This is a genomic window from Halobacillus sp. ABR2_026, assembly GCF_056158545.1.
This window is the reverse complement of sequence record NZ_JBSWTM010000001.1, coordinates 343,448-367,240: the sequence shown is the minus strand read 5'-3', so window position 1 is coordinate 367,240 and position 23,793 is coordinate 343,448. Positions and strand designations below refer to the sequence as shown.

The following is a 23,793-nucleotide window of genomic DNA, read 5'->3' as shown; positions in this document are numbered from 1 at the left end:
AGAATGTCTTAATTAACAGTTTTCAACAGACTTATGCACATTATCCACAAAAACAATCCCTTTTATCCACATTTTTGGTACCGTTTTCTTTCTTGTAAAGACTTATCCACTAATAATTTGTCCACTGTATATTTATAAACATGTGGATAAATGTGCACGAACCATTTTAATATTCACTTATTCACAACCTGTAAAATAGAAAAGCTCCCCTTTCAAATAGGAGAGCTTTGATCGCTGTTAAGGCGATCTTATTTTTTTCTGGAGCCGAATAGTTCGAGATCCAGACCTGGATTCGCGTTCAAATCCCAGCCGGAACGGTGCCCTTGATTGTAGGCTACCGCGCCAGCTGCTGCGATCATCGCCGCATTATCTGTACACAAATGAAGCGGAGGGATGAGCAACTCGGTTTTACTATCCTGAAACTTCTCCTCAAGAGCTGCACGCAACCCTTTATTGGCCGCTACTCCACCTGCGACAATCAGCTGTTTCACACCGTATGCTTCCGCCGCACGGTAAGCCTTTGTGGATAACACGTCCACAACACTTGCCTGAAAACTTGCGGCCACATCTTCCGGTTTCAAGTATTCTTCCCGCTGCTTCGCTTTATGAAGGCGATTGATGACGGCTGATTTCAGTCCGCTGAAACTGAAATCATACGAATGGTCCTCAAGCCAGGCACGAGGGAAATCGATCGTCTCTTCCCCTTCCTGTGCTAAGCGGTCAATTTCGGGTCCGCCAGGGTATGGAAGCTTCAGAGTACGAGCGACTTTGTCATACGCTTCCCCAGCAGCATCGTCCCGTGTTTCTCCAATGATTTCATACGATCCGTGCTCACGCATCACCACAAGCTCTGTGTGTCCGCCTGAAACGACAAGGGAAAGCAGTGGAAATTCAAATTCCTTTTCCAATCGGTTCGCATAAATGTGACCCGCAATATGGTGGACACCGACGAGCGGCTTTTGTTTCGCAAAAGCGATGGACTTGGCTGCATTTACGCCGACAAGCAACGCGCCTACAAGTCCCGGTCCTTCTGTTACGGCAATGGCATCCATTTCCTCAATCGTCATTCCTGCATCCTCCAGCGCTTCTTCCAGAGTGATTGTCATCTGCTCGATATGGTGTCTTGAAGCAATTTCGGGGACAACACCGCCAAAACGCTTATGACTTTCAATTTGTGAAGCGACAATGTTCGTGATCAGTTCTGTTTCGTTTTTCACAATAGCGACGGCCGTTTCATCACAGCTCGTCTCAATTGCTAAAATGTATTGGTCTTCCTTCATTTTAATCCCACCCACATGACTAACGCATCTTCACCATTGTCCGAATAATACCTTTTGCGTATACCTCCAGGTACCATTCCGAACTTCCGGTACATGTGCTGCGCGGCTGTATTTGAAACTCTCACTTCAAGCGACAGCTGGATGGCTCCATGCTCAATCGCTTCGTTACATGTATGGCGGAACAATTGCTCCCCATACTTTTTTCCTCTATGGTCCGGATGTATAGCGATATTCGTGATATGCGCCTCATCAATGATCAACCATAACCCACAATAACCGATGATTTCTTTCCTATCTTCCACGACATAATAGTGAGCATAAGGGTTATCAGTCACTTCTTTTGCAAACGTATCTTCGGACCACGGGACGGCAAAAGAAGCCTGCTCAACATCCATGACACCTGCCACGTCATACTTTGTCATTTTCCTGATCGACGCCATCCTACTTGTTCCCCTGCTGCTCCAGCCATTTTGCTTCTGCCTCTGGAATACGCAGATAGTTTGGAACAAGCTCGTGCAATGGGCCAGGTTCCTTCTCTTCAGCGATCGAAGCAATAATGGATGGACGTGCATATTGATAGGGAGCGCCCGTCAGTACGGCCTGATCCCCTAAAATCTCTATGATTTTCTCACGGTGTACAGACAGGTCCTGACTAAGAAAAAGAACCTTTTGATCGAGATCCTTCAAATTATGAAGCCAGTCTTCCATCAACACGTTCGTCTCTTCCTGTTTCAGAGAAAAATCTGAACGGTAGAGACCTGTATACACAAGTCCCCGTCGTGCATCAAAGAAGGGACTGATATATCCTTCAAAAAAGGCTCCCTGTCTTGCTACAGCCTCAAGGCTTGAGATCCCCACGACCGGAATATTAAGAGACCAGGCCATCGTTTTGGCCGTAGTTAAGCCGATTCGTACACCGGTGTACGATCCTGGGCCATGAGCCACTGCAATCCGATCCAGCTCTCCAGGCTCTACCCCTGTTTCTTTCATCAGTTGATCAATGGCAGGCATCAGCCGGACTGAATGGTTTTTCTTTATATTCGTTACATATTCACCAGCTACAGCCCCATCCCTAAGAACAGCTACGCCCATGACATAATTCGAAGTATCTATCGCCAGTACATTCATTCTAATATCTCCTTACATATCGCTTCAAAATGATCAGATTTGGCTTCTAAAGTGAACAATCGTGTAGAGTCATCCAAATAACGAATCGTAAGATCAAGGCGCTCAGCAGGAAGGAACTCCTCAATGAACTGGGCCCACTCGACAACAGTTACCCCATCCCCTTCAAAATACTCTTCGAAACCGAGATCCTCATCACTCTCTTCAAGCCGATACACATCCATATGATAAAAAGGAATGCGCCCCTGATATTCTTTCATGATTGTAAACGTCGGACTGTTGATCGTACGTTTCACTCCAAGCCCTTTTCCGACACCTTTTGTGAACGTCGTTTTCCCAGCCCCCAGATCTCCTTCAAGCGTCAGGAGATCTCCCGGCTGCAGCCGGGAACCGAGTTTTTCTGCCATCTGCTGAGTCTCCTCTGTAGAAGAGCTTTTCCACTCAAATGTCGTCATGCTTCATCACCCTTTTCCTTCAAGTGAGTGTATCCGGAAGAGGATAACCGTTCCCATTGGTTTCCCCTGTATACATTAACCACAGGGACTGTTTCCTCTTTCTCCTGTATCTCACCAATTTTCGTTACAGAAATTCCTGAATTTGTCGCCGCTTTTTTTACTTCTTTCCAATCTCTTACTGGAACAGCTCCAAGCAGTTCGAAATCTTCTCCACCCGCTAATCCCCATTCCAAATAAGAATCAGGATACGCCTGCTGGATCGCTTGGGAAAAAGGTAGACGACTCAACTCCATCCACAGATCCACATCAGAAGCTTCTGCTATTTCATTCGCTTCATTGGCAATACCATCACTCACATCATTTAAGGCCATGCGTTCCAAAGATATTAAAGCCGATGCGAACGCTACCCTCGGTTCAGGAGTCTGATGACGGTTAATCAGATATGTAAGATCCTCTGTTTTCTCTCCTACAGGATTCAACAACCATTCCAGTCCTGCCCTGGAATCTCCCAGCGTACCCGTGACGAACAAAACGTCCCCGGGCTTCGCAGATGAGCGGTATCTCGCTTTCCCCTTTTTCACCATACCAAGAACCGTAACCGTCAGGGAAAGCTCGCTTCCTGAAACAGTGTCTCCTCCAATCAAGTCCATCTTATAGGAATCCCCGAGTGATTTCATTCCTTTATAAATCCCTTCCAATTCTTCTTGTGTCCAACTGGACGGGATAGAGATCGACACCATATAAAAGACAGGGACACTTCCCATCGCAGCAAGGTCGCTAATATTTGCAGCCAGCACCCGATAGCCGATTTGATGGGGGGCCATTGTCTTTTTCGTAAAATGGACACCTTCTACCATTGTATCTACCGCGGTGACGATATCCTCCCCGGTAGGCCGAAAAACGGCGGCATCATCATCAATTCCTTTGATCAAAGCGGACTGGTTATGTTTATCAGGTTTAATTGTTTTTATAAATGAAAACTCATCCATGCTATGTCTCCTTCTTTTACAGGACCCTCGATATGATTAACGTAGTATTCCTATTATACCAAGGAAGAGACAGATATAAAAAAATCCATAATAAAAGCCTTAGGAAAGCATCCTAAGGCTGAACGTTTAATTTTAGATAATGGCGGTCCGGACGGGACTCGAACCCGCGACCTCCTGCGTGACAGGCAGGCATTTTAACCAACTGAACTACCGGACCAAAATTTTTCATAAAAAAAGAAAGTCACAATGACTTAAATGAAGATGTTCCTCATATTTATACTACGCTTCATTTACCCAACGTAGTTAAATGAAAAATGGTTGCACTTTATAGTACTACGATTTTCATTTTACAATGGTGATTACTCAACGTAGTTAAATGAAAAATGGTTGCGGGGACAGGATTTGAACCTGTGACCTCCGGGTTATGAGCCCGACGAGCTACCAGACTGCTCTACCCCGCGATATTGTGGGAATTTACTGGAATCCCATTATAGGTATATCAATGTGGCGGCGTCCTACTCTCACGGGGGTAAACCCGACTACCATCGGCGCTGAAGAGCTTAACTGCTGTGTTCGGCATGGGAACAGGTGTGACCTCTTCGCCTTCACCACCACATCAATATAAAGTTTGAGGTGAACCCTCAAAACTGGATAAGGAAACATCTTTTGAAGAAACGCTTTTCACGAAAGCTATCATTTCGATAGATAAGTCATCGATCCATTAGTATCCGTCAGCTCCACGTGTCACCACGCTTCCACCTCGGACCTATCAACCTCATCGTCTCTGAGGGATCTTATTTGCTTAAAGCAAAGGGAAATCTCATCTCAAGGGGGGCTTCATGCTTAGATGCTTTCAGCACTTATCCCGACCACACGTAGCTACCCAGCGATGCTCCTGGCGGAACAACTGGTACACCAGCGGTGTGTCCATCCCGGTCCTCTCGTACTAAGGACAGCTCCTTTCAAATTTCCAACGCCCACGACGGATAGGGACCGAACTGTCTCACGACGTTCTGAACCCAGCTCGCGTACCGCTTTAATGGGCGAACAGCCCAACCCTTGGGACCGACTACAGCCCCAGGATGCGATGAGCCGACATCGAGGTGCCAAACCTCCCCGTCGATGTGGACTCTTGGGGGAGATAAGCCTGTTATCCCCGGGGTAGCTTTTATCCGTTGAGCGACGGCCCTTCCATGCGGAACCGCCGGATCACTAAGCCCGACTTTCGTCCCTGCTCGACTTGTAGGTCTCGCAGTCAAGCTCCCTTGTGCCTTTACACTCTGCGAATGATTTCCAACCATTCTGAGGGAACCTTTGGGCGCCTCCGTTACCTTTTGGGAGGCGACCGCCCCAGTCAAACTGCCCACCTGACACTGTCTCCGGACCGGATCACGGTCCTGGGTTAGAATGTCCGTACAGCCAGGGTAGTATCCCACCAGCGCCTCCACCGAAGCTAGCGCTCCGGCTTCCAAGGCTCCTACCTATCCTGTACAAGCTGTACCAACATTCAATATCAGGCTACAGTAAAGCTCCACGGGGTCTTTCCGTCCTGTCGCGGGTAATGTGCATCTTCACACATAGTATAATTTCACCGGGTCTCTCGTTGAGACAGTGCCCAAGTCGTTGCACCTTTCGTGCGGGTCGGAACTTACCCGACAAGGAATTTCGCTACCTTAGGACCGTTATAGTTACGGCCGCCGTTTACTGGGGCTTCGGTTCAACGCTTCGCATAAGCTAACGCATCCCCTTAACCTTCCAGCACCGGGCAGGTGTCAGCCCCTATACTTCGCCTTACGGCTTCGCAGAGACCTGTGTTTTTGGTAAACAGTCGCTTGGGCCTTTTCACTGCGGCTCCTCGGCAGAGGAGCACCCCTTCTCCCGAAGTTACGGGGTCATTTTGCCGAGTTCCTTAACGAGAGTTCTCCCGCTCACCTTAGGATCCTCTCCTCGCCTACCTGTGTCGGTTTGCGGTACGGGCACCTCTTTCCTCACTAGAGGATTTTCTTGGCAGTGTGAACTCAGGAGCTTCGGTACTTTATTTCCCTCCCCATCACAGCTCAACGTTGCCGGACGGATTTGCCTATCCGACCGTCTCACTGCTTGGACGCGCACATCCAGTGGCGCGCTCTCCTTATCCTCCTGCGTCCCCCCGTCGTTCAAACGGAAAGGAGGTGGTACAGGAATATCAACCTGTTGTCCATCGCCTACGCCTTTCGGCCTCGGCTTAGGTCCCGACTAACCCTGAGAGGACGAGCCTTCCTCAGGAAACCTTAGGCATTCGGTGAAAGAGATTCTCACTCTTTTTTCGCTACTCATACCGGCATTCTCACTTCTAAGCGCTCCACCAGTCCTTACGGTCTGACTTCACGGCCCTTAGAACGCTCTCCTACCACTGATCATAAGATCAATCCGCAGCTTCGGTGGTGTGTTTAGCCCCGGTACATTTTCGGCGCAGAGTCACTCGACCAGTGAGCTATTACGCACTCTTTGAATGATGGCTGCTTCTAAGCCAACATCCTGGTTGTCTAAGCAACTCCACATCCTTTTCCACTTAACACACACTTTGGGACCTTAGCTGGCGGTCTGGGCTGTTTCCCTCTCGACCATGAACCTTATCACCCACGGTCTGACTCCCAGAACAAAGTCGATGGCATTCGGAGTTTGACTGAATTCGGTAACCCGATAGGGGCCCCTCGTCCAATCAGTGCTCTACCTCCATGACTTTCTATTCTGAGGCTAGCCCTAAAGCTATTTCGGAGAGAACCAGCTATCTCCGTGTTCGATTGGCATTTCACCCCTACCCACACCTCATCCCCGTAATTTTCAACTTACGTGGGTTCGGGCCTCCAGTCAGTGTTACCTGACCTTCACCCTGGACATGGGTAGATCACACGGTTTCGGGTCTACGACCGCATACTCACTCGCCCTATTCAGACTCGCTTTCGCTGCGGCTCCGCTTCTGCTGCTTAACCTCGCATACGGTCGTAACTCGCCGGTTCATTCTACAAAAGGCACGCCGTCACCCATTAACGGGCTCCGACTACTTGTAGGCACACGGTTTCAGGTTCTCTTTCACTCCCCTTCCGGGGTGCTTTTCACCTTTCCCTCACGGTACTGGTTCACTATCGGTCACTAGGGAGTATTTAGCCTTGGGAGATGGTCCTCCCGGATTCCGACGGAATTCCTCGTGTTCCGCCGTACTCAGGATCCACTCCGGAGAGAGAAAGATTTCGACTACAGGGCTGTTACCTGCTCTGGCTGATCGTTCCAGATCGATTCATCTATCTTCCTCTTTGGTAACTCCAATGGAGTGTCCTACAACCCCAGAAAGCAAGCTTTCTGGTTTGGGCTGATTCCGTTTCGCTCGCCGCTACTTGGGAAATCGCGTTTGCTTTCTCTTCCTCCGGGTACTTAGATGTTTCAGTTCCCCGGGTGTGCCTTCCTATACCTATGTATTCAGTATAGGATGCTGTCCCATTACGAACAGCGGGTTTCCCCATTCGGAAATCTCCGGGTCAAAGCCTACTTACGGCTCGCCGGAGCATATCGGTGTTAGTCCCGTCCTTCATCGGCTCCTAGTACCAAGGCATCCACCGTGCGCCCTTATTCACTTAACTATCTTCGTGAAAAGACGTTTACAATTTCAATTAGATGTCTTGTCATCAATTGCCTCATCGTTAGATGAAACAATGATTCCTTATCCAGTTTTCAAGGTTCACAAGTTGAAAGATCGTTTGATCTCTCAAAACTGAACAACCAACACAGTACGTTTCCGTAATATCCTTAGAAAGGAGGTGATCCAGCCGCACCTTCCGATACGGCTACCTTGTTACGACTTCACCCCAATCATTGGCCCCACCTTCGGCGGCTGGCTCCATAAAGGTTACCTCACCGACTTCGGGTGTTGCCAACTCTCGTGGTGTGACGGGCGGTGTGTACAAGGCCCGGGAACGTATTCACCGCGGCATGCTGATCCGCGATTACTAGCGATTCCGGCTTCATGCAGGCGAGTTGCAGCCTGCAATCCGAACTGAGAATGGTTTTATGGGATTTGCTACACCTCGCGGCTTCGCTGCCCTTTGTACCATCCATTGTAGCACGTGTGTAGCCCAGGTCATAAGGGGCATGATGATTTGACGTCATCCCCGCCTTCCTCCGGTTTGTCACCGGCAGTCACCTTAGAGTGCCCAACTGAATGCTGGCAACTAAGATTAGGGGTTGCGCTCGTTGCGGGACTTAACCCAACATCTCACGACACGAGCTGACGACAACCATGCACCACCTGTCACTTGGTCCCCGAAGGGAAATCCCTATCTCTAGGGAGGTCCAAGGATGTCAAGACCTGGTAAGGTTCTTCGCGTTGCTTCGAATTAAACCACATGCTCCACCGCTTGTGCGGGCCCCCGTCAATTCCTTTGAGTTTCAGCCTTGCGGCCGTACTCCCCAGGCGGAGTGCTTAATGCGTTAACTTCAGCACTAAGGGGTGGAAGCCCCCTAACACCTAGCACTCATCGTTTACGGCGTGGACTACCAGGGTATCTAATCCTGTTTGCTACCCACGCTTTCGCACCTCAGCGTCAGAAACAGACCAGAGAGTCGCCTTCGCCACTGGTGTTCCTCCACATATCTACGCATTTCACCGCTACACGTGGAATTCCACTCTCCTCTTCTGTCCTCAAGTTCCCCAGTTTCCAATGACCCTCCACGGTTGAGCCGTGGGCTTTCACATCAGACTTAAGGAACCGCCTGCGCGCGCTTTACGCCCAATAATTCCGGACAACGCTTGCCCCCTACGTATTACCGCGGCTGCTGGCACGTAGTTAGCCGGGGCTTCCTCGTTAGGTACCGTCAAGGTACCGCTCTATTCGCACGGTACTTGTTCTTCCCTAACAACAGAACTTTACGATCCGAAGACCTTCATCGTTCACGCGGCGTTGCTCCGTCAGACTTTCGTCCATTGCGGAAGATTCCCTACTGCTGCCTCCCGTAGGAGTCTGGGCCGTGTCTCAGTCCCAGTGTGGCCGATCACCCTCTCAGGTCGGCTACGCATCGTCGCCTTGGTGAGCCGTTACCTCACCAACTAGCTAATGCGCCGCGGGCCCATCTGTAAGTGATAGCGAGAAGCCATCTTTCAACTTTCCTTCATGCGAAAGAAAGTATTACCCGGCATTAGCCCCGGTTTCCCGGGGTTATTCCGATCTTACAGGCAGGTTGCCCACGTGTTACTCACCCGTCCGCCGCTCGTTCCACGAGCTTCACCCCGGAGGGATCCGCTCGCTTCCCGCGCTCGACTTGCATGTATTAGGCACGCCGCCAGCGTTCGTCCTGAGCCAGGATCAAACTCTCCATAAAAGTTAAGTTTGACTTGCTCATTTGCACACCGAATGTGCTTTGTTTCAAATCTCTTCTATAAAAGAAGAAATGTTTTGACGTACTGGTTGGTTCGTTCAGTTTTCAAAGATCAAAAGTGAATCATGGTGGGCCTGAGTGGACTTGAACCACCGACCTCACGCTTATCAGGCGTGCGCTCTAACCAACTGAGCTACAGGCCCCGATGACATTCAATAAAATGGAGCGGGTGAAGGGAATCGAACCCTCATCATCAGCTTGGAAGGCTGAGGTTTTACCACTAAACTACACCCGCAAGTGTATCATGTTGTTTTAGCATTTCGATGGTCGGGAAGACAGGATTCGAACCTGCGACCCCTTGGTCCCAAACCAAGTGCTCTACCAAGCTGAGCTACTTCCCGTTGATGGCGCGCCCGAGAGGAGTCGAACCCCTAACCTTCTGATCCGTAGTCAGACGCTCTATCCAATTGAGCTACGGGCGCATTAAAAAAGCGACATTGATTATCTTATCATTTATTGTGTTTTGACGCAAGAACTTTTTTGAAAAAGTTTGGTGCGGCCGAGAGGACTTGAACCTCCACGGGATTACCTCCCACTAGGCCCTCAACCTAGCGCGTCTGCCGATTCCGCCACGACCGCAAAATTGCTAAATAACAATGGGATGCTGATCATGATAATTGGATAATGCGGGTGGAGGGACTTGAACCCCCACGCCGTGAAGCACTAGATCCTAAATCTAGCGTGTCTGCCAATTCCACCACACCCGCATAATAAATGGTGAGCCATGAAGGATTCGAACCTTCGACCCTCTGATTAAAAGTCAGATGCTCTACCAGCTGAGCTAATGGCTCCTTAAAAGGAATCTGTAACACTCAATGATCGTGATGTTTTTTAAAAGCACAAGAAACATCATATAATGTATTCATCTTTTTGTCAACCTTTTTTTCAAAGAAAAATGGCTGGGCCAGCTGGATTCGAACCAGCGCATGACGGTACCAAAAACCGTTGCCTTACCGCTTGGCTATGGCCCAAAAAGAGTGGCGGTCCGGACGGGACTCGAACCCGCGACCTCCTGCGTGACAGGCAGGCATCTCTAACCAACTGAACTACCGGACCTATGTATTGAAAAGTGACCCGTACGGGATTCGAACCCGTGTTACCGCCGTGAAAGGGCGGTGTCTTAACCACTTGACCAACGGGCCAATAAAGAGAATGGCGGAGAAGGAGGGATTTGAACCCTCGCGCCGCTTACGCGACCTACACCCTTAGCAGGGGCGCCTCTTCAGCCACTTGAGTACTTCTCCATAATGGCTCCAACGGTAGGATTCGAACCTACGACCGATCGGTTAACAGCCGATTGCTCTACCACTGAGCTACGTTGGAATAATGTATATTGTCTGCTGTTGTTTATCAGCGACGTTTTATATCTTATAACATCCTGCATTCAATGTCAAACCTTTTTTTCAATGAAATTTCAATGTAATTCATGAGTGAATGGCTTGTTTTTTTGAGGACTTAACTAATTTAACATGTGCATAATCTTTCGTCAATGGAAAATTTACTTCTTTTTAATCTTCCCTTTACATTTTCCACAGCCGAATTTTCTAGTATCCACTTTCCTTTTCCTTTTGTATGTCTGCCCGCATTTTGTACAAACATAATGGTGAAACTTTTCTTGTGAGGTGGAAGGAAGTGGTGAGCAATGTCTCGGAGATCCTGTCTTTTTCATTAGTGCTTTGAATTCAGGATCGCGGTGCCCAAAACCTTTTCCTTCTATATGAAGGTGATAGTGGCAAAGCTCATGTTTAATGATGCCTTCCAATTCGACACCATTTAATTCTACACTATATTTCGGATTGATTTCAATCACTTTTTTAGAAGGAATGTATCGGCCTCCTGTCGTCCTTAGACGAGAGTTGAAGTATACATCATGTACAAATGGTTTGTCAAAATATTCTTCTGAGAGTTTATGAGTCCATTGCTGCAATTCTTCATCTGTCATAGGAACACCTCCCTTGTCCTGTGCATACTCTACCACAAGTATGACTTGAATATAAAGGAGCTGAACTTTCATGCCATCATGGTTAATGAAACAAATGACACGAGCATTCTTGAACAAAGACAAATATCAAATCAAAATGCTGAACCAATGCTGGTACTATTATCAACACCTGCATAAATAAAAACCACCCGGAAAGATAGGCTCTCCAGGCAGTTGCTTTTTTTCTTATCCATTGTTAACCATAGTCAAGGCAATTCTCTGCTTCTGTACATCTACTTGATCTACCCAAACGGTCACCACATCCCCAACAGACACTACGTCCATTGGATGTTTCACGTATTTATTTGCAAGCTTCGAAATATGAACAAGCCCATCCTGCTTCACGCCAATATCTACAAACGCTCCAAAATCTACAACATTCCGAACCGTCCCTTCCAACTCCATTCCCTGTTCAAGATCTTCCATTGAAAGAACATTGGTTTTCAATAATGGCTTCGGCAAATCATCCCTTGGGTCTCTTCCGGGCTGAGCCAATGATTTCATAATGTCCTGAAGCGTCAATTCTCCTATTCCCAATTGTTCGGCTACAGAAGAGACATCCTTCGTCTTCAGTTCCTCAGCTAAACGCTCCGTCCCGATGTCCGAAGTCGTAAACCCAAGCATCTTCAACAGCTCCCGGGTTGCTTTATATGTTTCCGGGTGGATCGGAGTCCGGTCGAGTGGCTCCTTCCCGTCTAAAATCCGAAGGAAGCCGATACTTTGTTCGAACGTTTTCGCCCCCAGTCGCGGGATGTCTTTAAGTTCAGTTCGTTTAGTGAATTTCCCTAACTCCTCCCTTTTTTTCACCACATTGTTCGCAACGGTTTTGCTAAGTCCCGATACATATTGCAGCAGTGAGGACGAAGCTGTGTTCACATTGACACCGACTTGGTTTACAGTAGTCTCCACGACAAAGGAGAGGGAGCCGTTCAGCTTTTTCTGCGTGACATCATGCTGGTATTGCCCCACTCCGATAGATTTAGGGTCGATTTTCACCAGTTCTGCCAATGGATCTTGAACCCGGCGGGCAATGGAAACCGCACTACGTTCTTCCACTTGAAAATCAGGAAACTCTTCACGCGCTAATTTTGAAGCAGAGTAAACACTGGCTCCCGCTTCATTGACGATCATGTAAGAAGCATCCAATTGATGTTTTTGAATCATATCAGCTATAAATTGTTCCGTTTCTCTTGATGCCGTCCCGTTTCCGATCGCCATCAGTTCAATGTCATACTTTTTCATAAAGGAAAGAATTTTCTTTTCGGCTCCCGCTGTATCATTTCGAGGGGCCGTTGGGTATATGACCCCGATATCAAGGACCTTCCCCGTTTCATCTACTACCGCAAGTTTACATCCCGTACGGTAAGCGGGATCCACCCCAAGCACCACTTTTCCTTTTAGTGGGGGCTGCAGGAGGAGGTTCCGGAGGTTGCTGGAGAACACTTCAATGGCCTGTTCCTCCGCCTGTTCTGATAAGGAACCACGGATTTCTCTTTCCACAGAAGGCTGGATCAATCGTTTGTAACTATCCTGAATAGCCTCTTCAAGAATGGCACGGAGCTTGCCTGTCGTTTGACGGTTGATCACGCTCCGCTCCAAGTATTGCACGATAGCATCTTCAGGAGGCTGTACACCGACTTTAAGCACCTCTTCTTTTTCACCCCGGTTCAAGGCCAGGACCCGGTGGGATGCGATTGAACGGACAGGTTCCTGATAATCATAATACATTTCGAAAATACCTTTTTCGTCTTGGTCCGCTTTCTTTGTTGAAGAGACAATGACCCCTTTGTCATGGGTCTGCTTCCTAATTTTCTCTCTGTATGTAGGATCATCGGATATCCATTCAGCGATAATATCATTGACTCCAGCTTTTACATCTTCCTCAGCCTTCAGCTCGTATTCTTCGGAAAAGTAACGCTCCGCTTCCTTACTGAAGTTAATATTTCGCTGTTCCCAAACCTGTACGGCGAGAGGTTCTAAACCTTTTTCTTTGGCTACTGTCGCACGTGTTCGCCGCTTTTGTTTATACGGACGATACAAGTCCTCCACCCGCTGCAGTTTTTCTGCCGATTCAATCTCGCGACGCAGGTCGTCTGTCAGTTTGCCTTGTTCTTCGATGAGGCGGATGACTTCTTCCTTCCGCTGCACGAGGTTTGTGACATAATTCCATTGGTCTTCGACATCTTTGATTTGTACTTCATCTAATCCGCCAGTCATCTCTTTCCGATAACGGGCGATAAAAGGAACAGTATTCCCTTCTTCAAGCAGGTCGATCACTTGTTTGACCGTCTGATCTTTCACTTTTGTCTGTTTAGCTACGAGTTTCATCAACTCGTTCTTTTGATTGGTTTCACTCAAAAAAATGACCTCCTTCAATGACGTCTTGTTCATTGTATCAAATTATAGACAAGAATACTCGGGGCCTCTCCCCTTGCCCGTCCGGTACAGAAATAGTCCCGCTTGGTAGCTGGTACGTAAAAAAAGTATTGTACCCGGTACCATTACCTAATGCTTAAATACCTGGTATAAGGGGCGATCCATAAACAAACCTTTTTAAACCTGACACCAGATTTCCGGAATGCGGTACCAGGTACGAGAAATTCACAAAAGGTACGTGGTACCGAATACGATCAAAGGGGGCCAAGTACGAGTAACAATAAAACCCCCCATTCCACCTTACGGCTTGAATGGAGGGTTTTAATTATAGGCCATAGCAATTAATGTCGTATCATCATCACGGGTATCGCCGTACATTTGCTTGTAATCCTGGGTGATCTGCTCAACATCTTTGGATTGGGTAAGCTTTGAAGATAAGCGTCGATCATTGACCCCGTCTGAGAACATAAGGAATATCATCCCTTTTTGTACTGTCCCATGGGTCACTCGAAGTGAGCGTGGGAACCCTGAGAGATAACCGGCTAACGGAATGTTCCGTTTCCGCTCCCCACCCGGGTCGATCGTAATGATCCCGATATTTCCGATGGATGAATAGGAATAAGTTTGAGCGTTATAATCGATTCTCAAAATCCCGAGAACGACCCCGCGCTTTCCTGCCAGCGCTTCATTGCATCTTTTAACGAGCGTTTCTACAGTCGAATCTGGATGTTCCTCTATCACTTCCATCACTGCCTTGGATGATTCCATCGCCATTTCACCACTACCGAGTCCATCGGCTAAAGCACATAAAAACGCACCTTCCGTTTCCTTATAGAAATAGCTGTCACCGCAAAAATAGTTCCCTTTTTTGGCTTTTTGGAAAATAGATAAATCCACCCGTTTGGTCTCCTTTTTCACTAGAATACCTCAACAGATTCCGACTGCAGAGCTTCTCTCAGCTTTCTTAACGCCCGTCTCTGTAAACGGGAGACATGCATTTGGGAAATCCCGAGGCGTTCGCCCGTATCTTTCTGACTCATGTTTTCAAAATAGGTACACTGAAGAATTTCCTGTTCCCTCTCGCTAAGAATCGGGAGGATTTTTTCAAGGAGCATCCGCTGGTCGATATTGGAATAACCGTCTTCCTGATTTCCAATCAAATCAAGGATGGTCACGGTGCTTCCGTCCGAGTCGGCTTCGATTTTACGATCCACCGACAACGCCTTATAGCTTTTACCCATTTCCATCGTCTCCAGAACATCTTCCTCAGATACCTCAAGCTCATCCGCAATTTCTTTGACAGATGGTGAACGTTGCAGAGTGTTCGTCAGTTCTTCAGAGACTTTTTTGATTTTCGGTCCGAGTTCCTTAATTCTGCGGGGAACATGGACACTCCACGTTTTGTCACGGATGAAGCGTTTAATTTCCCCTATGATCGTAGGAATTGCGAACGATTCGAAAGACTTGCCGAATTCAGCGTCATACCTCCGAATAGCCGCTAACAGCCCAAGCATGCCGACTTGAACCAAGTCCTCATGGATGGTGCTGTTTTTCGAATATTTACGAGCAATGGATTCTACAAGATCCTTATAAACGAGCACAACTTTTTCCTGTACCGCTTCATCTCTAGGGTTTTCTTGCAGGTGGGCAATCCATTCGTAAACTTCCTCATTGTGATGTTGTGATTTGGTCGCCATCTTGCCCCACCCCGGTTTCATGGAGATATTTTGTCATAAGGACAATGACTCCATATTTGCTGTTGATTTCAACTTTATCCATGAGTGCGTCGATAAGAAACAGGCCAAAGCCTCCTTCTCGCAGTTCTTCAATGTCATCGTCCTGTTTGTAGGGGCCAATGTCTTCTTTGATTTCACCAAGGTTAAAGCTTCCTCCATGATCAGCGACCATGACTTCCAGCCTGTCCTGATACACACCAAAACCGATGGTGATCTCTCCCTCACCTGTTTCTTTATACGCATGCTTCACTGCATTGGTGATCGCTTCTGATATCGCTACTTTCAAATCTTCAATGTCTTCGTAAGTGAATCCCATCCGATTGGCGATTCCTGATGTACTCAGACGTACAACCCCGATATATTCTGCTTTGGCAGGTACCTTCACTTCAACAAAATCAAATGGTTCCATCTTTACATTCCACCTTGTACTGTAGACTCGATGTTCATGATTTCTGTCAAACCGGTAATTTTGAAGAGACGATATACGCGGTCCTGCATATGGACAAGGCGCATCTTGGAATCATGTTCCTTCGTAGACTTCAAGGCACTGATGAAAACACCGAGGCCCGTGGAGTCCATATAATTCACATCCTGAAAGTCCACTTCTACAACATGGCCTTGTTCTTTCGTAAGCGGTAATAACGTATCTTTTAATTTAGGGGCGGTGAATGCATCGACCTCACCGGTAAGGACGACATTCGAAACCGTATCATTGTTCGTAACATCTATAGATAAATTCATCGTAATCCCTCCTAATGATTGTTGAAAAATAGAGCGCAGGTTTATTTACCCTTCTCTTACATCCATTAAACATTTCTTCGTAAAATAATTAATGTGAAGTCGTCTCTCAATTGGAAATCCTGCAATCGCTCGAAATGCTTGTACACTTGATCCACAATCCCTTGTGCCGGCAGATGAGAATATTGTTTGATGACATGCAGAATTTCTTCCTGATCAATAAAACGGTCTCCCTGTCTGCATTCGGTGACACCGTCTGTAAGAAGAATAATCATGTCCCCTTTTTCCACTTTCTTCTCATACTGCTTATACGTAACTTCAGGAGATACCCCGAGAACAAGCCCTGGAACATCAATTTCCTCAAATTCATCACGATCTTTATGGTAATAATACCCTGGTTCATGACCTGCTGAAGAAAACGTGAACGTATGCTCGTTCGAATTATACAAGCCGTAAAACATCGTTATGAACATACTTGCATCCACATTACGTTCGACCACTCTGTTCAGACTGCCAAGAATGACACTTGAATCCGTGCGCATTTCCTGAAAAGCTATCCATCGAATATTTGATCATGGACATACAAAGAGCGGCGGGTACACCTTTACCAATGACATCGGCAACAGCGATGCCAAGGCTCCCTTTTCCATCATGAACAAAGTGATGGTAGTCCCCGTTCATCTGTTTGGCCGGGACACTCAATGCCCCTACATCGATATCAGCCAAATCAGGCTTAACGGTCGACAGAAGTGTTTTCTGCATGTTTGCAGCTACGGATATTTCTGATTTGAGTTCCAGCTGTTTCTCACGCAATGTCTGATACTCCTGATAGGCCAGTCCATAGGAAATCATCGTTTCCAAAAGGAAATTCATAGATGACTGAATATACTCAGGCATATCCGGGTATATTTCCTGTAAGGATTGGATGTGAACATTGATGATCTCTTCAGGGGATATATTCTGCTGCATCGAGTGTTTGCTGAATTGTTCCGCCTGATAGAGAGCTTGCTCATCCTTCGTCTTTATATACTCCTGCAATAATTCTTTATAATTTTCCAAATCGAGTTTCAATGTATCCATCGCTTTTTCTACCTCCTTTAACGGAGCCATTTGACAACAGTGATTTCCGTACCTTTACCCTCTCCTGATACGATATCAAAATCGTCCATCAACCGCTTCACACCTGGAAGCCCTGCTCCGAGCCCTCCGGATGTAGTGAATCCGTCCTCCATGACCTGGCTGATATCTTTAATGCCCGGGCCCTCATCTGTAGCTACGATCCGAATTCCCTTTTTATTCATATCTTCGAGTGCTTCGAAACAGACTTTTCCTGTTCCTGCATACAAATAGATGTTCCGTGCCAATTCAGAAATGGCTGTGGCTATCCTGGCTTGATCGACGGTCCCGAAGCCGATCTTTCTGGATATATCGCGTCCAAGCTGTCTGGCTCCGACAATGTCCCACTCCTTCTTTATGTTGACACAGGATTGGAAGTCCATATTCACTCCTCCAATTCCTGGCGAAGTTTGATCAACCCTTGTTCTAGATCTAACGCGGTCGGGACATCCTGCATGTGTATACCTAAGTCAATCAGAGTCATAGCAACCGCCGGCTGTATACCGGTCAAAACGACCTTAGCCCCCATCAAATCCGACATCGTCACTACATCACCAAGTACTTTGGCAATGAAAGAATCGATGATATCAACGGATGTCAAATCTATGACGACACCTGTAGCTCCGCTTTCGTGAATTTTTTTCAAGAGATCTTCCTGGAATTGGATGGCTGTCTGATCATCCAAATCGATTTGTATGGAGATGAGTAAATAGTTATGAAGCTTTAAAATAGGTATCCTCATGTTTTCACTCCCTATCTAGTGAATCAATTAGTTTTTCGATGTCTTCATCGTTGTTCTGGGTTTCTTCGATTCGACGGTTCGTCAATTCCAATGCTGTTTGGAACCCTTTTCGCAAGGAACTCTTCGTTGGGAATTTTCCTAAATCGATTCCCAGATTCACGATCGTCTGAGCAATTTCAGGACGAATTCCCACGAGGATACACCTCGACCCCACCAGGCGGACCGCTTCCGCAGCCTGGATGATATGATGAGCCACCATCGTATCAACGACAGGAACACCAGTAATATCGATCAGGACAACCTCTGCATTGTGCTTGATCACTCCATCCAGCAGGTTCTCCATAATGAGCTTAGCCCGCTCTGTATCGATGGTGCCGATCAGCGGCATAATCGTAATGTTTTCCATGACAGGGATCAACGGAGCGGAAAGCTCCTGCAAAGCTACTCTCTGCAAGGAAACAATATGTTCCCAGCTTCCGGAATACTCATTGACAAGTCGGTTGATAATCGGGTCAACCCAGCCATCCACTTTCCGTAAAACTTCAGAAAAATAGTCCGAGTCGATTTTGTCCGATTGTTTGAGGATGAAATCCGTAACTACACGGCGGAATACCTGCATGCCGTCCGTCAAATAGCTCAACGGCCACCCCAGATTGATCAAGCGTTCGGAGAAATCATCCAAATCCGAAGATAACCCCTGCTTTTCAATGCTGGAGAATATCACATTAACAAATTCACGGTTGGTGCTTTCGAACATCTCGTCAGAAATCGTCGATGTATAATCATTCTTCTTATGTGTATTGACTTCCTCCAACCACATTTTGACAATGTCATCACTATGCTCTAACACTACATTTTTCAATCGTTCATCCATTATCTAAACCTCCGCCTTCTAACCCTCTATTAGTCGTCCACATACTATTTAGATATAATTTTATCAAAAAAATGCTTTTATTTACACCATTGGGGACTGAGCCCTGCACTGGAGGAGTTCAGGCCGTTCTTTCATACGGACAGCTTTCTCTCTGTCCCCTTATTAAAATGAAAAGTGCATCGCCTTTATAAAAAAATATAAAAAACACGCCATCATCAATACCCTCTTTGCCTTCATTATAAACTAAAAAAACCAAAAAAAATAAAGTTACCTTAAAAAGGTAACTTTACGATCCGGTTACGACGTGATTTCCGATTAAAAGTCGATCAAACCGAGGCTGATCTGCAGGGCTTTGTTGACCTGCTGCATCATCGGTTCATCAAGTTGAGTAATCTTATCGGTCAAACGCTGCTTGTCAATCGTTCTGATTTGTTCCAGTAGGATTACAGAGTTTCGCTCGAACCCATATTTTTCTGCATTGATTTCGACATGTGTTGGAAGTTTGGCTTTTTGTATTTGCGCTGTAATCGCGGCAACGATTACGGTAGGGCTAAAACGATTACCAATATCATTTTGAAGGACGAGTACAGGACGGACCCCGCCTTGTTCAGATCCCACAACCGGGGACAAATCAGCGAAATAAACGTCACCTCGTTTGACTATCACTGGCTTCACACCCCGCTCACTAGTTGCTCCAGGGTGTGTTCGGCCTCCTCTTCAGCTTGAAACGCTTCTGAAGCGATATTTAAATTGATTTTCGCCATTTCCATGTAGCCTCTACGCATGGATTCCCTGATATGACGTTGTTTCTTCTCACGCAAATACATTTTCGTTGCTTGACACATGAAATCGCTCCGATCACTGTTATCGAGTTGAATGAAGCCATCCACTTCATTGAGTAGGTTATCCGGAATCCGGATGACAATCTCCTGCATGCTATCGGACAAAACCATACACCTCCACCATCTTCTCTCAAAAGAAACCAGTCAATTAGTCCACTCTAATCTTATCAAACGGGAGTGTCCATTGCAAAGGAGTGTTGGAATTTTTTCGTGAATTATGAAAGCTTTTATCCTTAGATCGGGAGAATTGTCCTAAACCGGGAAATCACTTACAACAAGGAATTCCTCACGTCTACGGTCCTCCCATTTTCCTGAAAAACTCTCGGCACCCTCTGGCTGATCATGCAGGGAATCTCATAATTGATCGTTTCAAGATGCTCTGCTGTCTCATCGGCTGAAATTTCCTGATCCCCTTGTTTACCAATTAAGGTAACCTTTGTCCCTATAGGATATTCCTGATCCAGCCGAATCATGAATTGATCCATGCAAATTCTTCCGACAATCGGGTGGCGTTTCCCGTCGACAAGCACGTCAGCCCCTTGAAGTTTACGGATCCAACCATCCGCATACCCGAGAGGAATCGTTCCGATCCACTCCTCTTTCGTCGTCGTATAGGTCGCTCCGTAGCTGATAGACTCTCCAGCCTCTACCTTTTTGACATGAACAAGACGGCTCGACAAAGAAAATGCAGGTTTCAAGTCGATCGGACGCTCCTTTTTGACAACAGGAGATGGATAAAGTCCGTACATGCTGATTCCAAAACGAACGAAGTGATCCATCCGCTCCGGTACTCTCATACTTGTCGCACTGTTACTCGTATGAATTTCGACATCTTCCGCCCAATTCCTTTTAAAATAGGAAAACATTTCGTCCCAACGCTTCTGCTGTCTATCAAAATACTTGGTGTCGTCATCATCAGCGGTAGCAAAGTGGGTAAACAGCGCCTGCAGTTGAAAGGCAGGGTTCTCAGTCAGGACAGAGAGAACTTCTGCTAACTCTCCTTGTGACCGGACTCCGATCCGCCCCATCCCCGTATCGATTTTCAAATGGAGTTTCAATGGGTAAGAATTCGAAAGTCCTTCCGCTTCCTCCAGCCATTCTTTTTGGAAGACTGTCAAAGCAATATCATGCTCGGCTGCAACTTTAGCATCTGAAGGGCGTGTCCACCCCATAACCAGAATAGGGGCATCAATCCCGGCTCCCCTCAACTTCAAGGCTTCATCAAGAAGGGCGACGGCGAGACCCTTCGCTCCCGCCTTCAGAGCGGATTCCGCTACTTGTACATCTCCATGGCCGTAGGCATCCGCTTTCACGACTGCACATACCTCTGTCCGTCTGTCCAAGCGCTGTTTTAATTGTTTTATATTATACCCAATCGCCGACAAATCAATCTCTGCGATTGAATCTCTGTAATATGTATTCCGTACCACTTTGACCGCTCCTCTCTATCTATATCTTTTTATTATTGAATGATTAAGATGGGAGTGTCAACTACTGCAGAAAATTGTCAAACACAAAAAATAAAGCAGACCGTTAAGCCTGCTCCTTTCAATCTTATTTCACCATGGAAGCGGTGTTGATCGAACTTGCGACAGCAACCATTTCATCCTGTGTCAATTCATTACTCGCAAGCTGATATGTCGTCCCATTATGGTTCCACTCCAGGCGGTTGTGTTCAAAAGCTGCAAACACCCCGTCCCAAAGCTGGACAGGTTCACCATTCACCTGAACAGAATATTGGGCACTAGCAGCTTGAATTTCCGCTTTTTCCTGGACCAAAGTAAAGTCTTTGTCTCCAGCATATGTCATAATGAATCGTTTGCCGTCTTCTGTTTTCACTTCGCGCTCGTCTGCGAGTTCCGCACCGAACGTTTCCTGAGGATAGAGGACTTCTTCAAGTTCTTCCCCTTCCATGTTCGCAACAGGCGCTTCTGTTGGAGCCATCGCCATGTTCTTATCGACATCAAAGTCTTCCTTCTTCATCGAATCATCTTTCGAGAAGTTGGCGAATTGAACTTCGACAAGCGCGTTCATATCCTGATCGAACACTTTTACCATAACTGGATGGTAAGTTTTCTTATCAAAATAGATTTCCTGGAACGGAAGAGTCTTGTTGTTTTGGTAATTGGTCTTCGTCTTGAACACAAAGTAGTTTTCGGAAGCGTTGAACTCTGCATCCGGATCCGCTTTGATGTCATTCAAGAGGGAAGCATAGAGGTAAGGCTGACTCGTATTTTGAGGCCATTCACTCTGAAACTTGAAACTCTTATTTAACGCTGGCGTCAAAACATATACACCACTGTCATTCTTCAAAATGATCTGGCTTCCCTTTTCATCCTGATCATTCTGAAGTTTCACGCGGTAGAAATCATCCTTCTTATGCCACACTTGAATGTTATACTTCTGCTCTTCTTTCCCTGTGCGCATCTTCATATTCGCTTCGGTCTTATAACCAGCCATTTCTTCGGACTGTTTTTCCAGCTTCTTGACGACATCTTCTTTCGATTGTGAGCCACAAGCTGTCAATGCACCTAAGACGAACAGGCTGAACAACAGGATCAGAAAACGTCTTTGCATAAGACTCAACTCCTTTGTCTCTACTTAAGGACAAAGGGAACGTATGTTATGGATCAAAAGGTCAATGTACGGAACGTCCGGGATAACCCTTCAATGACGTCAGAGGCGAGTAGGTCAACCTCGGAATGTCTGTCCTGAACGAGCAGATCAGCGGTTGCCCCGTGAATGTAGCAGCCATTACTTAAGGCATCCATCACGTTCTCCGTCTGCATCATCATGCTGAGCAGAACACCGGAGAGAACGTCACCACTACCACCTTTAGCAAGACCGGCATTTCCGGAAACATCTACACGTTGTTCACCCGAAGGAGCTGTAATGATGGTTGAAGGACCTTTCAAAACGAGATAGACCCCGTACTGTTCAGCGAACGCTTTCGAAAGGGCGAAAGGAGCAGACAATACCTCTGCAACAGAACGACCGGTCAGATGAGCGAACTCTCCCGGGTGAGGGGTCAAGACAGTCGCAGCCATCCTCCCCTTCAACCTTGTGAGATCATCATCGAGCAGATACAATCCATCGGCATCGATCAACAAAGGTGTTGATCTTTCACTGACGATCGAACGCACAACCTCTCTCTGCCAATCTCCTCTGCCGAACCCCATACCAAGAGCGATTCCGTCGTAAACTTTCACATCTGGTATTCGCTCTTCCCTCTCCCTTTCAACGAACGTCGCTTCCTGAACAAAGGCTGAGACCGAAGGGACTGCTTCGGGATCAGTGGCTATGGATATCAATCCTGCTCCACTACGCAGAGCGGCTTTCGCCGTCATGGCTACAGAGCCGGGCATCCATTTTGAACCCCCGATGACCAGCCCTTTCCCATGGGTGCCTTTATGGGAATGGGTACCCCGGGGAGGCAGGGTCTGTTGTACGTCGACTTCCTGCCATGTCTTCCTCCGATGATCCGGAAGCTTTTGAACAGGCAGTCCGATCTCGACAACCGCCCATTCCCCGTAATAAGGACTGGTATGCTGAAGAAATACACTCTGCTTCGGAGCTTCAATAATGGAAGTGTAATGAGCTTGAAAAGCCTCGTCCACCTCTTCCCCTTCATCAGCCGGCACACCTGTAGGCAGGTCCACAGCAAGTCTAAGCATAGCCTTATCATTACAGAGACGAATAACACTCATATAAGGCTCTTTCAGCCGACCTTTCACTCCGATCCCCAGCATCGCATCGATGCATACATGGGCACGACTCAGAGAAGTATTCAAGTCTTCCGAACTCTTCAATAGTCTGTACGGGTGACCAGAAGCTTGGAATATCCTCTTGTGCGCTTCTGCATCTCCAGAGATCTTTGTATCCGGAACGACCTGCAGCGCCTCAACGTCGTATCCAAGGTTCAACAACGTCCGGGCGATGACGAACCCATCCCCGCCATTATTCCCTGCACCAATCAGGACGACAATTCTATGCTCTTTTTGAATGTGCCGGAGCAGGTCATACGCAACTGCTCTCCCGGCATTCTCCATCAGCATTTTCCCATCTAATCCGGCAGCTTCGATAGCCACCCGATCTCGTCCGTACATTTCCTGTGCGGTAACAATATCCAA

Annotated in this window: 20 protein-coding genes, 14 tRNA genes, 3 rRNA genes and 1 pseudogene; 1 reads left to right on the top strand and 37 read right to left on the bottom strand. The window is 47.1% G+C overall.

Translation table 11 applies throughout. The features are described 5' to 3' along the window. Positions 1 to 248: 248 nt before the first annotated feature. The 23 genes from tsaD to ACXADE_RS01920 form a co-directional block, all read right to left on the bottom strand. On the bottom strand, positions 249 to 1,280 hold the full coding sequence (tsaD, locus tag ACXADE_RS02030) for a tRNA (adenosine(37)-N6)-threonylcarbamoyltransferase complex transferase subunit TsaD (protein WP_474978841.1): 1,032 nt from the start codon (positions 1,278 to 1,280) through the stop codon (positions 249 to 251). Next, the gene (gene rimI / locus ACXADE_RS02025) at positions 1,277 to 1,720 is read right to left on the bottom strand and encodes a ribosomal protein S18-alanine N-acetyltransferase (RefSeq protein WP_474978840.1); all 444 of its coding nucleotides are present in this window, start codon (positions 1,718 to 1,720) and stop codon (positions 1,277 to 1,279) included. The genes tsaD and rimI overlap by 4 nt, the downstream gene beginning before the upstream one ends. Before the next feature lies 1 nt (position 1,721). Beyond that, on the bottom strand, positions 1,722 to 2,408 hold the full coding sequence (gene tsaB / locus ACXADE_RS02020; protein WP_474978839.1) for a tRNA (adenosine(37)-N6)-threonylcarbamoyltransferase complex dimerization subunit type 1 TsaB: 687 nt from the start codon (positions 2,406 to 2,408) through the stop codon (positions 1,722 to 1,724). Further along, complete coding sequence (gene tsaE / locus ACXADE_RS02015) at positions 2,405 to 2,860, bottom strand: tRNA (adenosine(37)-N6)-threonylcarbamoyltransferase complex ATPase subunit type 1 TsaE (RefSeq protein WP_474978838.1); 456 nt, start codon at positions 2,858 to 2,860, stop codon at positions 2,405 to 2,407. The genes tsaB and tsaE overlap by 4 nt, the downstream gene beginning before the upstream one ends. Next, the gene (gene thiL, locus ACXADE_RS02010) at positions 2,857 to 3,849 is read right to left on the bottom strand and encodes a thiamine-phosphate kinase (protein WP_474978837.1); all 993 of its coding nucleotides are present in this window, start codon (positions 3,847 to 3,849) and stop codon (positions 2,857 to 2,859) included. Before thiL ends, tsaE begins: the two co-directional genes overlap by 4 nt. Before the next feature lie 140 nt (positions 3,850 to 3,989). Continuing rightward, positions 3,990 to 4,066, bottom strand: a tRNA-Asp gene (locus tag ACXADE_RS02005). A 167-nt stretch (positions 4,067 to 4,233) separates the two neighbouring features. Next, positions 4,234 to 4,310, bottom strand: a tRNA-Met gene (locus tag ACXADE_RS02000). 41 nt (positions 4,311 to 4,351) lie between these two features. After that, positions 4,352 to 4,465, bottom strand: a 5S ribosomal RNA gene (gene rrf, locus ACXADE_RS01995). 85 nt (positions 4,466 to 4,550) lie between these two features. Next, a 23S ribosomal RNA gene (locus tag ACXADE_RS01990) occupies positions 4,551 to 7,466 on the bottom strand. Between the two features lie 170 nt (positions 7,467 to 7,636). Continuing rightward, a 16S ribosomal RNA gene (locus ACXADE_RS01985) occupies positions 7,637 to 9,201 on the bottom strand. Together the 16S, 23S and 5S rRNA genes with 14 tRNA genes alongside form the textbook arrangement of a ribosomal RNA operon. Before the next feature lie 123 nt (positions 9,202 to 9,324). Further along, positions 9,325 to 9,401 (bottom strand) — tRNA-Ile (locus ACXADE_RS01980). A gap of 18 nt (positions 9,402 to 9,419) precedes the next feature. Beyond that, positions 9,420 to 9,493: transfer RNA gene (locus ACXADE_RS01975), tRNA-Gly, on the bottom strand. Between the two features lie 29 nt (positions 9,494 to 9,522). Continuing rightward, positions 9,523 to 9,599: transfer RNA gene (locus ACXADE_RS01970), tRNA-Pro, on the bottom strand. A gap of 4 nt (positions 9,600 to 9,603) precedes the next feature. Next, positions 9,604 to 9,680: transfer RNA gene (locus ACXADE_RS01965), tRNA-Arg, on the bottom strand. Between the two features lie 69 nt (positions 9,681 to 9,749). Then, a tRNA-Leu gene (locus tag ACXADE_RS01960) sits at positions 9,750 to 9,837 on the bottom strand. A gap of 46 nt (positions 9,838 to 9,883) precedes the next feature. After that, positions 9,884 to 9,965, bottom strand: a tRNA-Leu gene (locus ACXADE_RS01955). Between the two features lie 8 nt (positions 9,966 to 9,973). Beyond that, positions 9,974 to 10,049, bottom strand: a tRNA-Lys gene (locus ACXADE_RS01950). 105 nt (positions 10,050 to 10,154) lie between these two features. Beyond that, positions 10,155 to 10,229, bottom strand: a tRNA-Gln gene (locus ACXADE_RS01945). A gap of 7 nt (positions 10,230 to 10,236) precedes the next feature. Further along, positions 10,237 to 10,314 (bottom strand) — tRNA-Asp (locus ACXADE_RS01940). A gap of 14 nt (positions 10,315 to 10,328) precedes the next feature. Continuing rightward, positions 10,329 to 10,400 (bottom strand) — tRNA-Glu (locus ACXADE_RS01935). 11 nt (positions 10,401 to 10,411) lie between these two features. Next, positions 10,412 to 10,502 (bottom strand) — tRNA-Ser (locus ACXADE_RS01930). Positions 10,503 to 10,506: 4 nt separating this feature from the next. Beyond that, positions 10,507 to 10,581, bottom strand: a tRNA-Asn gene (locus tag ACXADE_RS01925). A 175-nt stretch (positions 10,582 to 10,756) separates the two neighbouring features. Continuing rightward, positions 10,757 to 11,200 carry a SprT family protein gene (locus tag ACXADE_RS01920; protein ID WP_474978836.1) on the bottom strand — a complete coding sequence of 148 codons (444 nt, stop codon included), beginning with the start codon at positions 11,198 to 11,200 and terminating at the stop codon, positions 10,757 to 10,759. Positions 11,201 to 11,270: 70 nt separating this feature from the next. Between ACXADE_RS01920 and cmpA the strand changes: the two genes are divergently transcribed. After that, on the top strand, positions 11,271 to 11,381 hold the full coding sequence (cmpA, locus tag ACXADE_RS01915; RefSeq protein WP_474978835.1) for a cortex morphogenetic protein CmpA: 111 nt from the start codon (positions 11,271 to 11,273) through the stop codon (positions 11,379 to 11,381). 44 nt (positions 11,382 to 11,425) lie between these two features. Here the strand turns inward: cmpA and ACXADE_RS01910 are convergent, their stop codons facing one another. From ACXADE_RS01910 to ACXADE_RS01845, 14 genes and pseudogenes are all read right to left on the bottom strand, one after another. Beyond that, complete coding sequence (locus tag ACXADE_RS01910) at positions 11,426 to 13,630, bottom strand: Tex family protein (protein WP_474978834.1); 2,205 nt, start codon at positions 13,628 to 13,630, stop codon at positions 11,426 to 11,428. A gap of 306 nt (positions 13,631 to 13,936) precedes the next feature. Then, complete coding sequence (locus ACXADE_RS01905; RefSeq protein WP_474978833.1) at positions 13,937 to 14,512, bottom strand: PP2C family serine/threonine-protein phosphatase; 576 nt, start codon at positions 14,510 to 14,512, stop codon at positions 13,937 to 13,939. A gap of 20 nt (positions 14,513 to 14,532) precedes the next feature. Next, positions 14,533 to 15,312, bottom strand: a complete 780-nt coding sequence (sigB, locus tag ACXADE_RS01900) for an RNA polymerase sigma factor SigB (RefSeq protein WP_474978832.1) — start codon at positions 15,310 to 15,312, stop codon at positions 14,533 to 14,535. Then, on the bottom strand, positions 15,284 to 15,760 hold the full coding sequence (rsbW, locus tag ACXADE_RS01895; protein WP_474978831.1) for an anti-sigma B factor RsbW: 477 nt from the start codon (positions 15,758 to 15,760) through the stop codon (positions 15,284 to 15,286). The genes sigB and rsbW overlap by 29 nt, the downstream gene beginning before the upstream one ends. Before the next feature lie 2 nt (positions 15,761 to 15,762). Continuing rightward, complete coding sequence (locus ACXADE_RS01890) at positions 15,763 to 16,092, bottom strand: STAS domain-containing protein (protein ID WP_474978830.1); 330 nt, start codon at positions 16,090 to 16,092, stop codon at positions 15,763 to 15,765. 65 nt (positions 16,093 to 16,157) lie between these two features. Beyond that, a pseudogene (locus ACXADE_RS01885) lies at positions 16,158 to 17,169 on the bottom strand (SpoIIE family protein phosphatase). Positions 17,170 to 17,186: 17 nt separating this feature from the next. Then, positions 17,187 to 17,588 (bottom strand): anti-sigma regulatory factor, encoded by a 402-nt coding sequence (locus ACXADE_RS01880; RefSeq protein ID WP_474978829.1) that lies wholly within the window; start codon positions 17,586 to 17,588, stop codon positions 17,187 to 17,189. A gap of 2 nt (positions 17,589 to 17,590) precedes the next feature. Next, on the bottom strand, positions 17,591 to 17,947 hold the full coding sequence (locus ACXADE_RS01875; protein WP_027956783.1) for an STAS domain-containing protein: 357 nt from the start codon (positions 17,945 to 17,947) through the stop codon (positions 17,591 to 17,593). A gap of 4 nt (positions 17,948 to 17,951) precedes the next feature. After that, entirely contained in the window at positions 17,952 to 18,821 is an 870-nt protein-coding gene (locus tag ACXADE_RS01870) for an RsbT co-antagonist protein RsbRA (RefSeq protein WP_474978828.1), read from the bottom strand. A 315-nt stretch (positions 18,822 to 19,136) separates the two neighbouring features. Continuing rightward, on the bottom strand, positions 19,137 to 19,487 hold the full coding sequence (locus ACXADE_RS01865; protein ID WP_035511328.1) for a type II toxin-antitoxin system PemK/MazF family toxin: 351 nt from the start codon (positions 19,485 to 19,487) through the stop codon (positions 19,137 to 19,139). 5 nt (positions 19,488 to 19,492) lie between these two features. Continuing rightward, positions 19,493 to 19,774 carry a CopG family ribbon-helix-helix protein gene (locus tag ACXADE_RS01860; RefSeq protein WP_027956786.1) on the bottom strand — a complete coding sequence of 94 codons (282 nt, stop codon included), beginning with the start codon at positions 19,772 to 19,774 and terminating at the stop codon, positions 19,493 to 19,495. Between the two features lie 158 nt (positions 19,775 to 19,932). Beyond that, positions 19,933 to 21,093 carry an alanine racemase gene (gene alr / locus ACXADE_RS01855; protein ID WP_474978827.1) on the bottom strand — a complete coding sequence of 387 codons (1,161 nt, stop codon included), beginning with the start codon at positions 21,091 to 21,093 and terminating at the stop codon, positions 19,933 to 19,935. A 124-nt stretch (positions 21,094 to 21,217) separates the two neighbouring features. Next, positions 21,218 to 22,240, bottom strand: a complete 1,023-nt coding sequence (locus tag ACXADE_RS01850) for a LolA family protein (RefSeq protein ID WP_474978826.1) — start codon at positions 22,238 to 22,240, stop codon at positions 21,218 to 21,220. 53 nt (positions 22,241 to 22,293) lie between these two features. Then, complete coding sequence (locus ACXADE_RS01845; RefSeq protein WP_474978825.1) at positions 22,294 to 23,793, bottom strand: NAD(P)H-hydrate dehydratase; 1,500 nt, start codon at positions 23,791 to 23,793, stop codon at positions 22,294 to 22,296.

What these genes read in the sequence shown, in the direction of transcription:
- sigB (WP_474978832.1), bottom strand. Translation starts at nt 15,312, where the DNA reads ATGGCGACCAAATCACAACATCACAATGAGGAAGTTTACGAATGGATT.
- tsaB (WP_474978839.1), bottom strand. Translation starts at nt 2,408, where the DNA reads ATGAATGTACTGGCGATAGATACTTCGAATTATGTCATGGGCGTAGCT.
- ACXADE_RS01910 (WP_474978834.1), bottom strand. Translation starts at nt 13,630, where the DNA reads ATGAACAAGACGTCATTGAAGGAGGTCATTTTTTTGAGTGAAACCAAT.
- tsaE (WP_474978838.1), bottom strand. Translation starts at nt 2,860, where the DNA reads ATGACGACATTTGAGTGGAAAAGCTCTTCTACAGAGGAGACTCAGCAG.
- ACXADE_RS01860 (WP_027956786.1), bottom strand. Translation starts at nt 19,774, where the DNA reads ATGGTTTTGTCCGATAGCATGCAGGAGATTGTCATCCGGATTCCGGAT.
- rsbW (WP_474978831.1), bottom strand. Translation starts at nt 15,760, where the DNA reads ATGGAACCATTTGATTTTGTTGAAGTGAAGGTACCTGCCAAAGCAGAA.
- ACXADE_RS01890 (WP_474978830.1), bottom strand. Translation starts at nt 16,092, where the DNA reads ATGAATTTATCTATAGATGTTACGAACAATGATACGGTTTCGAATGTC.
- tsaD (WP_474978841.1), bottom strand. Translation starts at nt 1,280, where the DNA reads ATGAAGGAAGACCAATACATTTTAGCAATTGAGACGAGCTGTGATGAA.
- cmpA (WP_474978835.1), top strand. Translation starts at nt 11,271, where the DNA reads ATGCCATCATGGTTAATGAAACAAATGACACGAGCATTCTTGAACAAA.
- ACXADE_RS01850 (WP_474978826.1), bottom strand. Translation starts at nt 22,240, where the DNA reads ATGCAAAGACGTTTTCTGATCCTGTTGTTCAGCCTGTTCGTCTTAGGT.
- ACXADE_RS01880 (WP_474978829.1), bottom strand. Translation starts at nt 17,588, where the DNA reads ATGGACTTCCAATCCTGTGTCAACATAAAGAAGGAGTGGGACATTGTC.
- ACXADE_RS01920 (WP_474978836.1), bottom strand. Translation starts at nt 11,200, where the DNA reads ATGACAGATGAAGAATTGCAGCAATGGACTCATAAACTCTCAGAAGAA.
- thiL (WP_474978837.1), bottom strand. Translation starts at nt 3,849, where the DNA reads ATGGATGAGTTTTCATTTATAAAAACAATTAAACCTGATAAACATAAC.
- ACXADE_RS01875 (WP_027956783.1), bottom strand. Translation starts at nt 17,947, where the DNA reads ATGAGGATACCTATTTTAAAGCTTCATAACTATTTACTCATCTCCATA.
- ACXADE_RS01870 (WP_474978828.1), bottom strand. Translation starts at nt 18,821, where the DNA reads ATGGATGAACGATTGAAAAATGTAGTGTTAGAGCATAGTGATGACATT.
- rimI (WP_474978840.1), bottom strand. Translation starts at nt 1,720, where the DNA reads ATGGCGTCGATCAGGAAAATGACAAAGTATGACGTGGCAGGTGTCATG.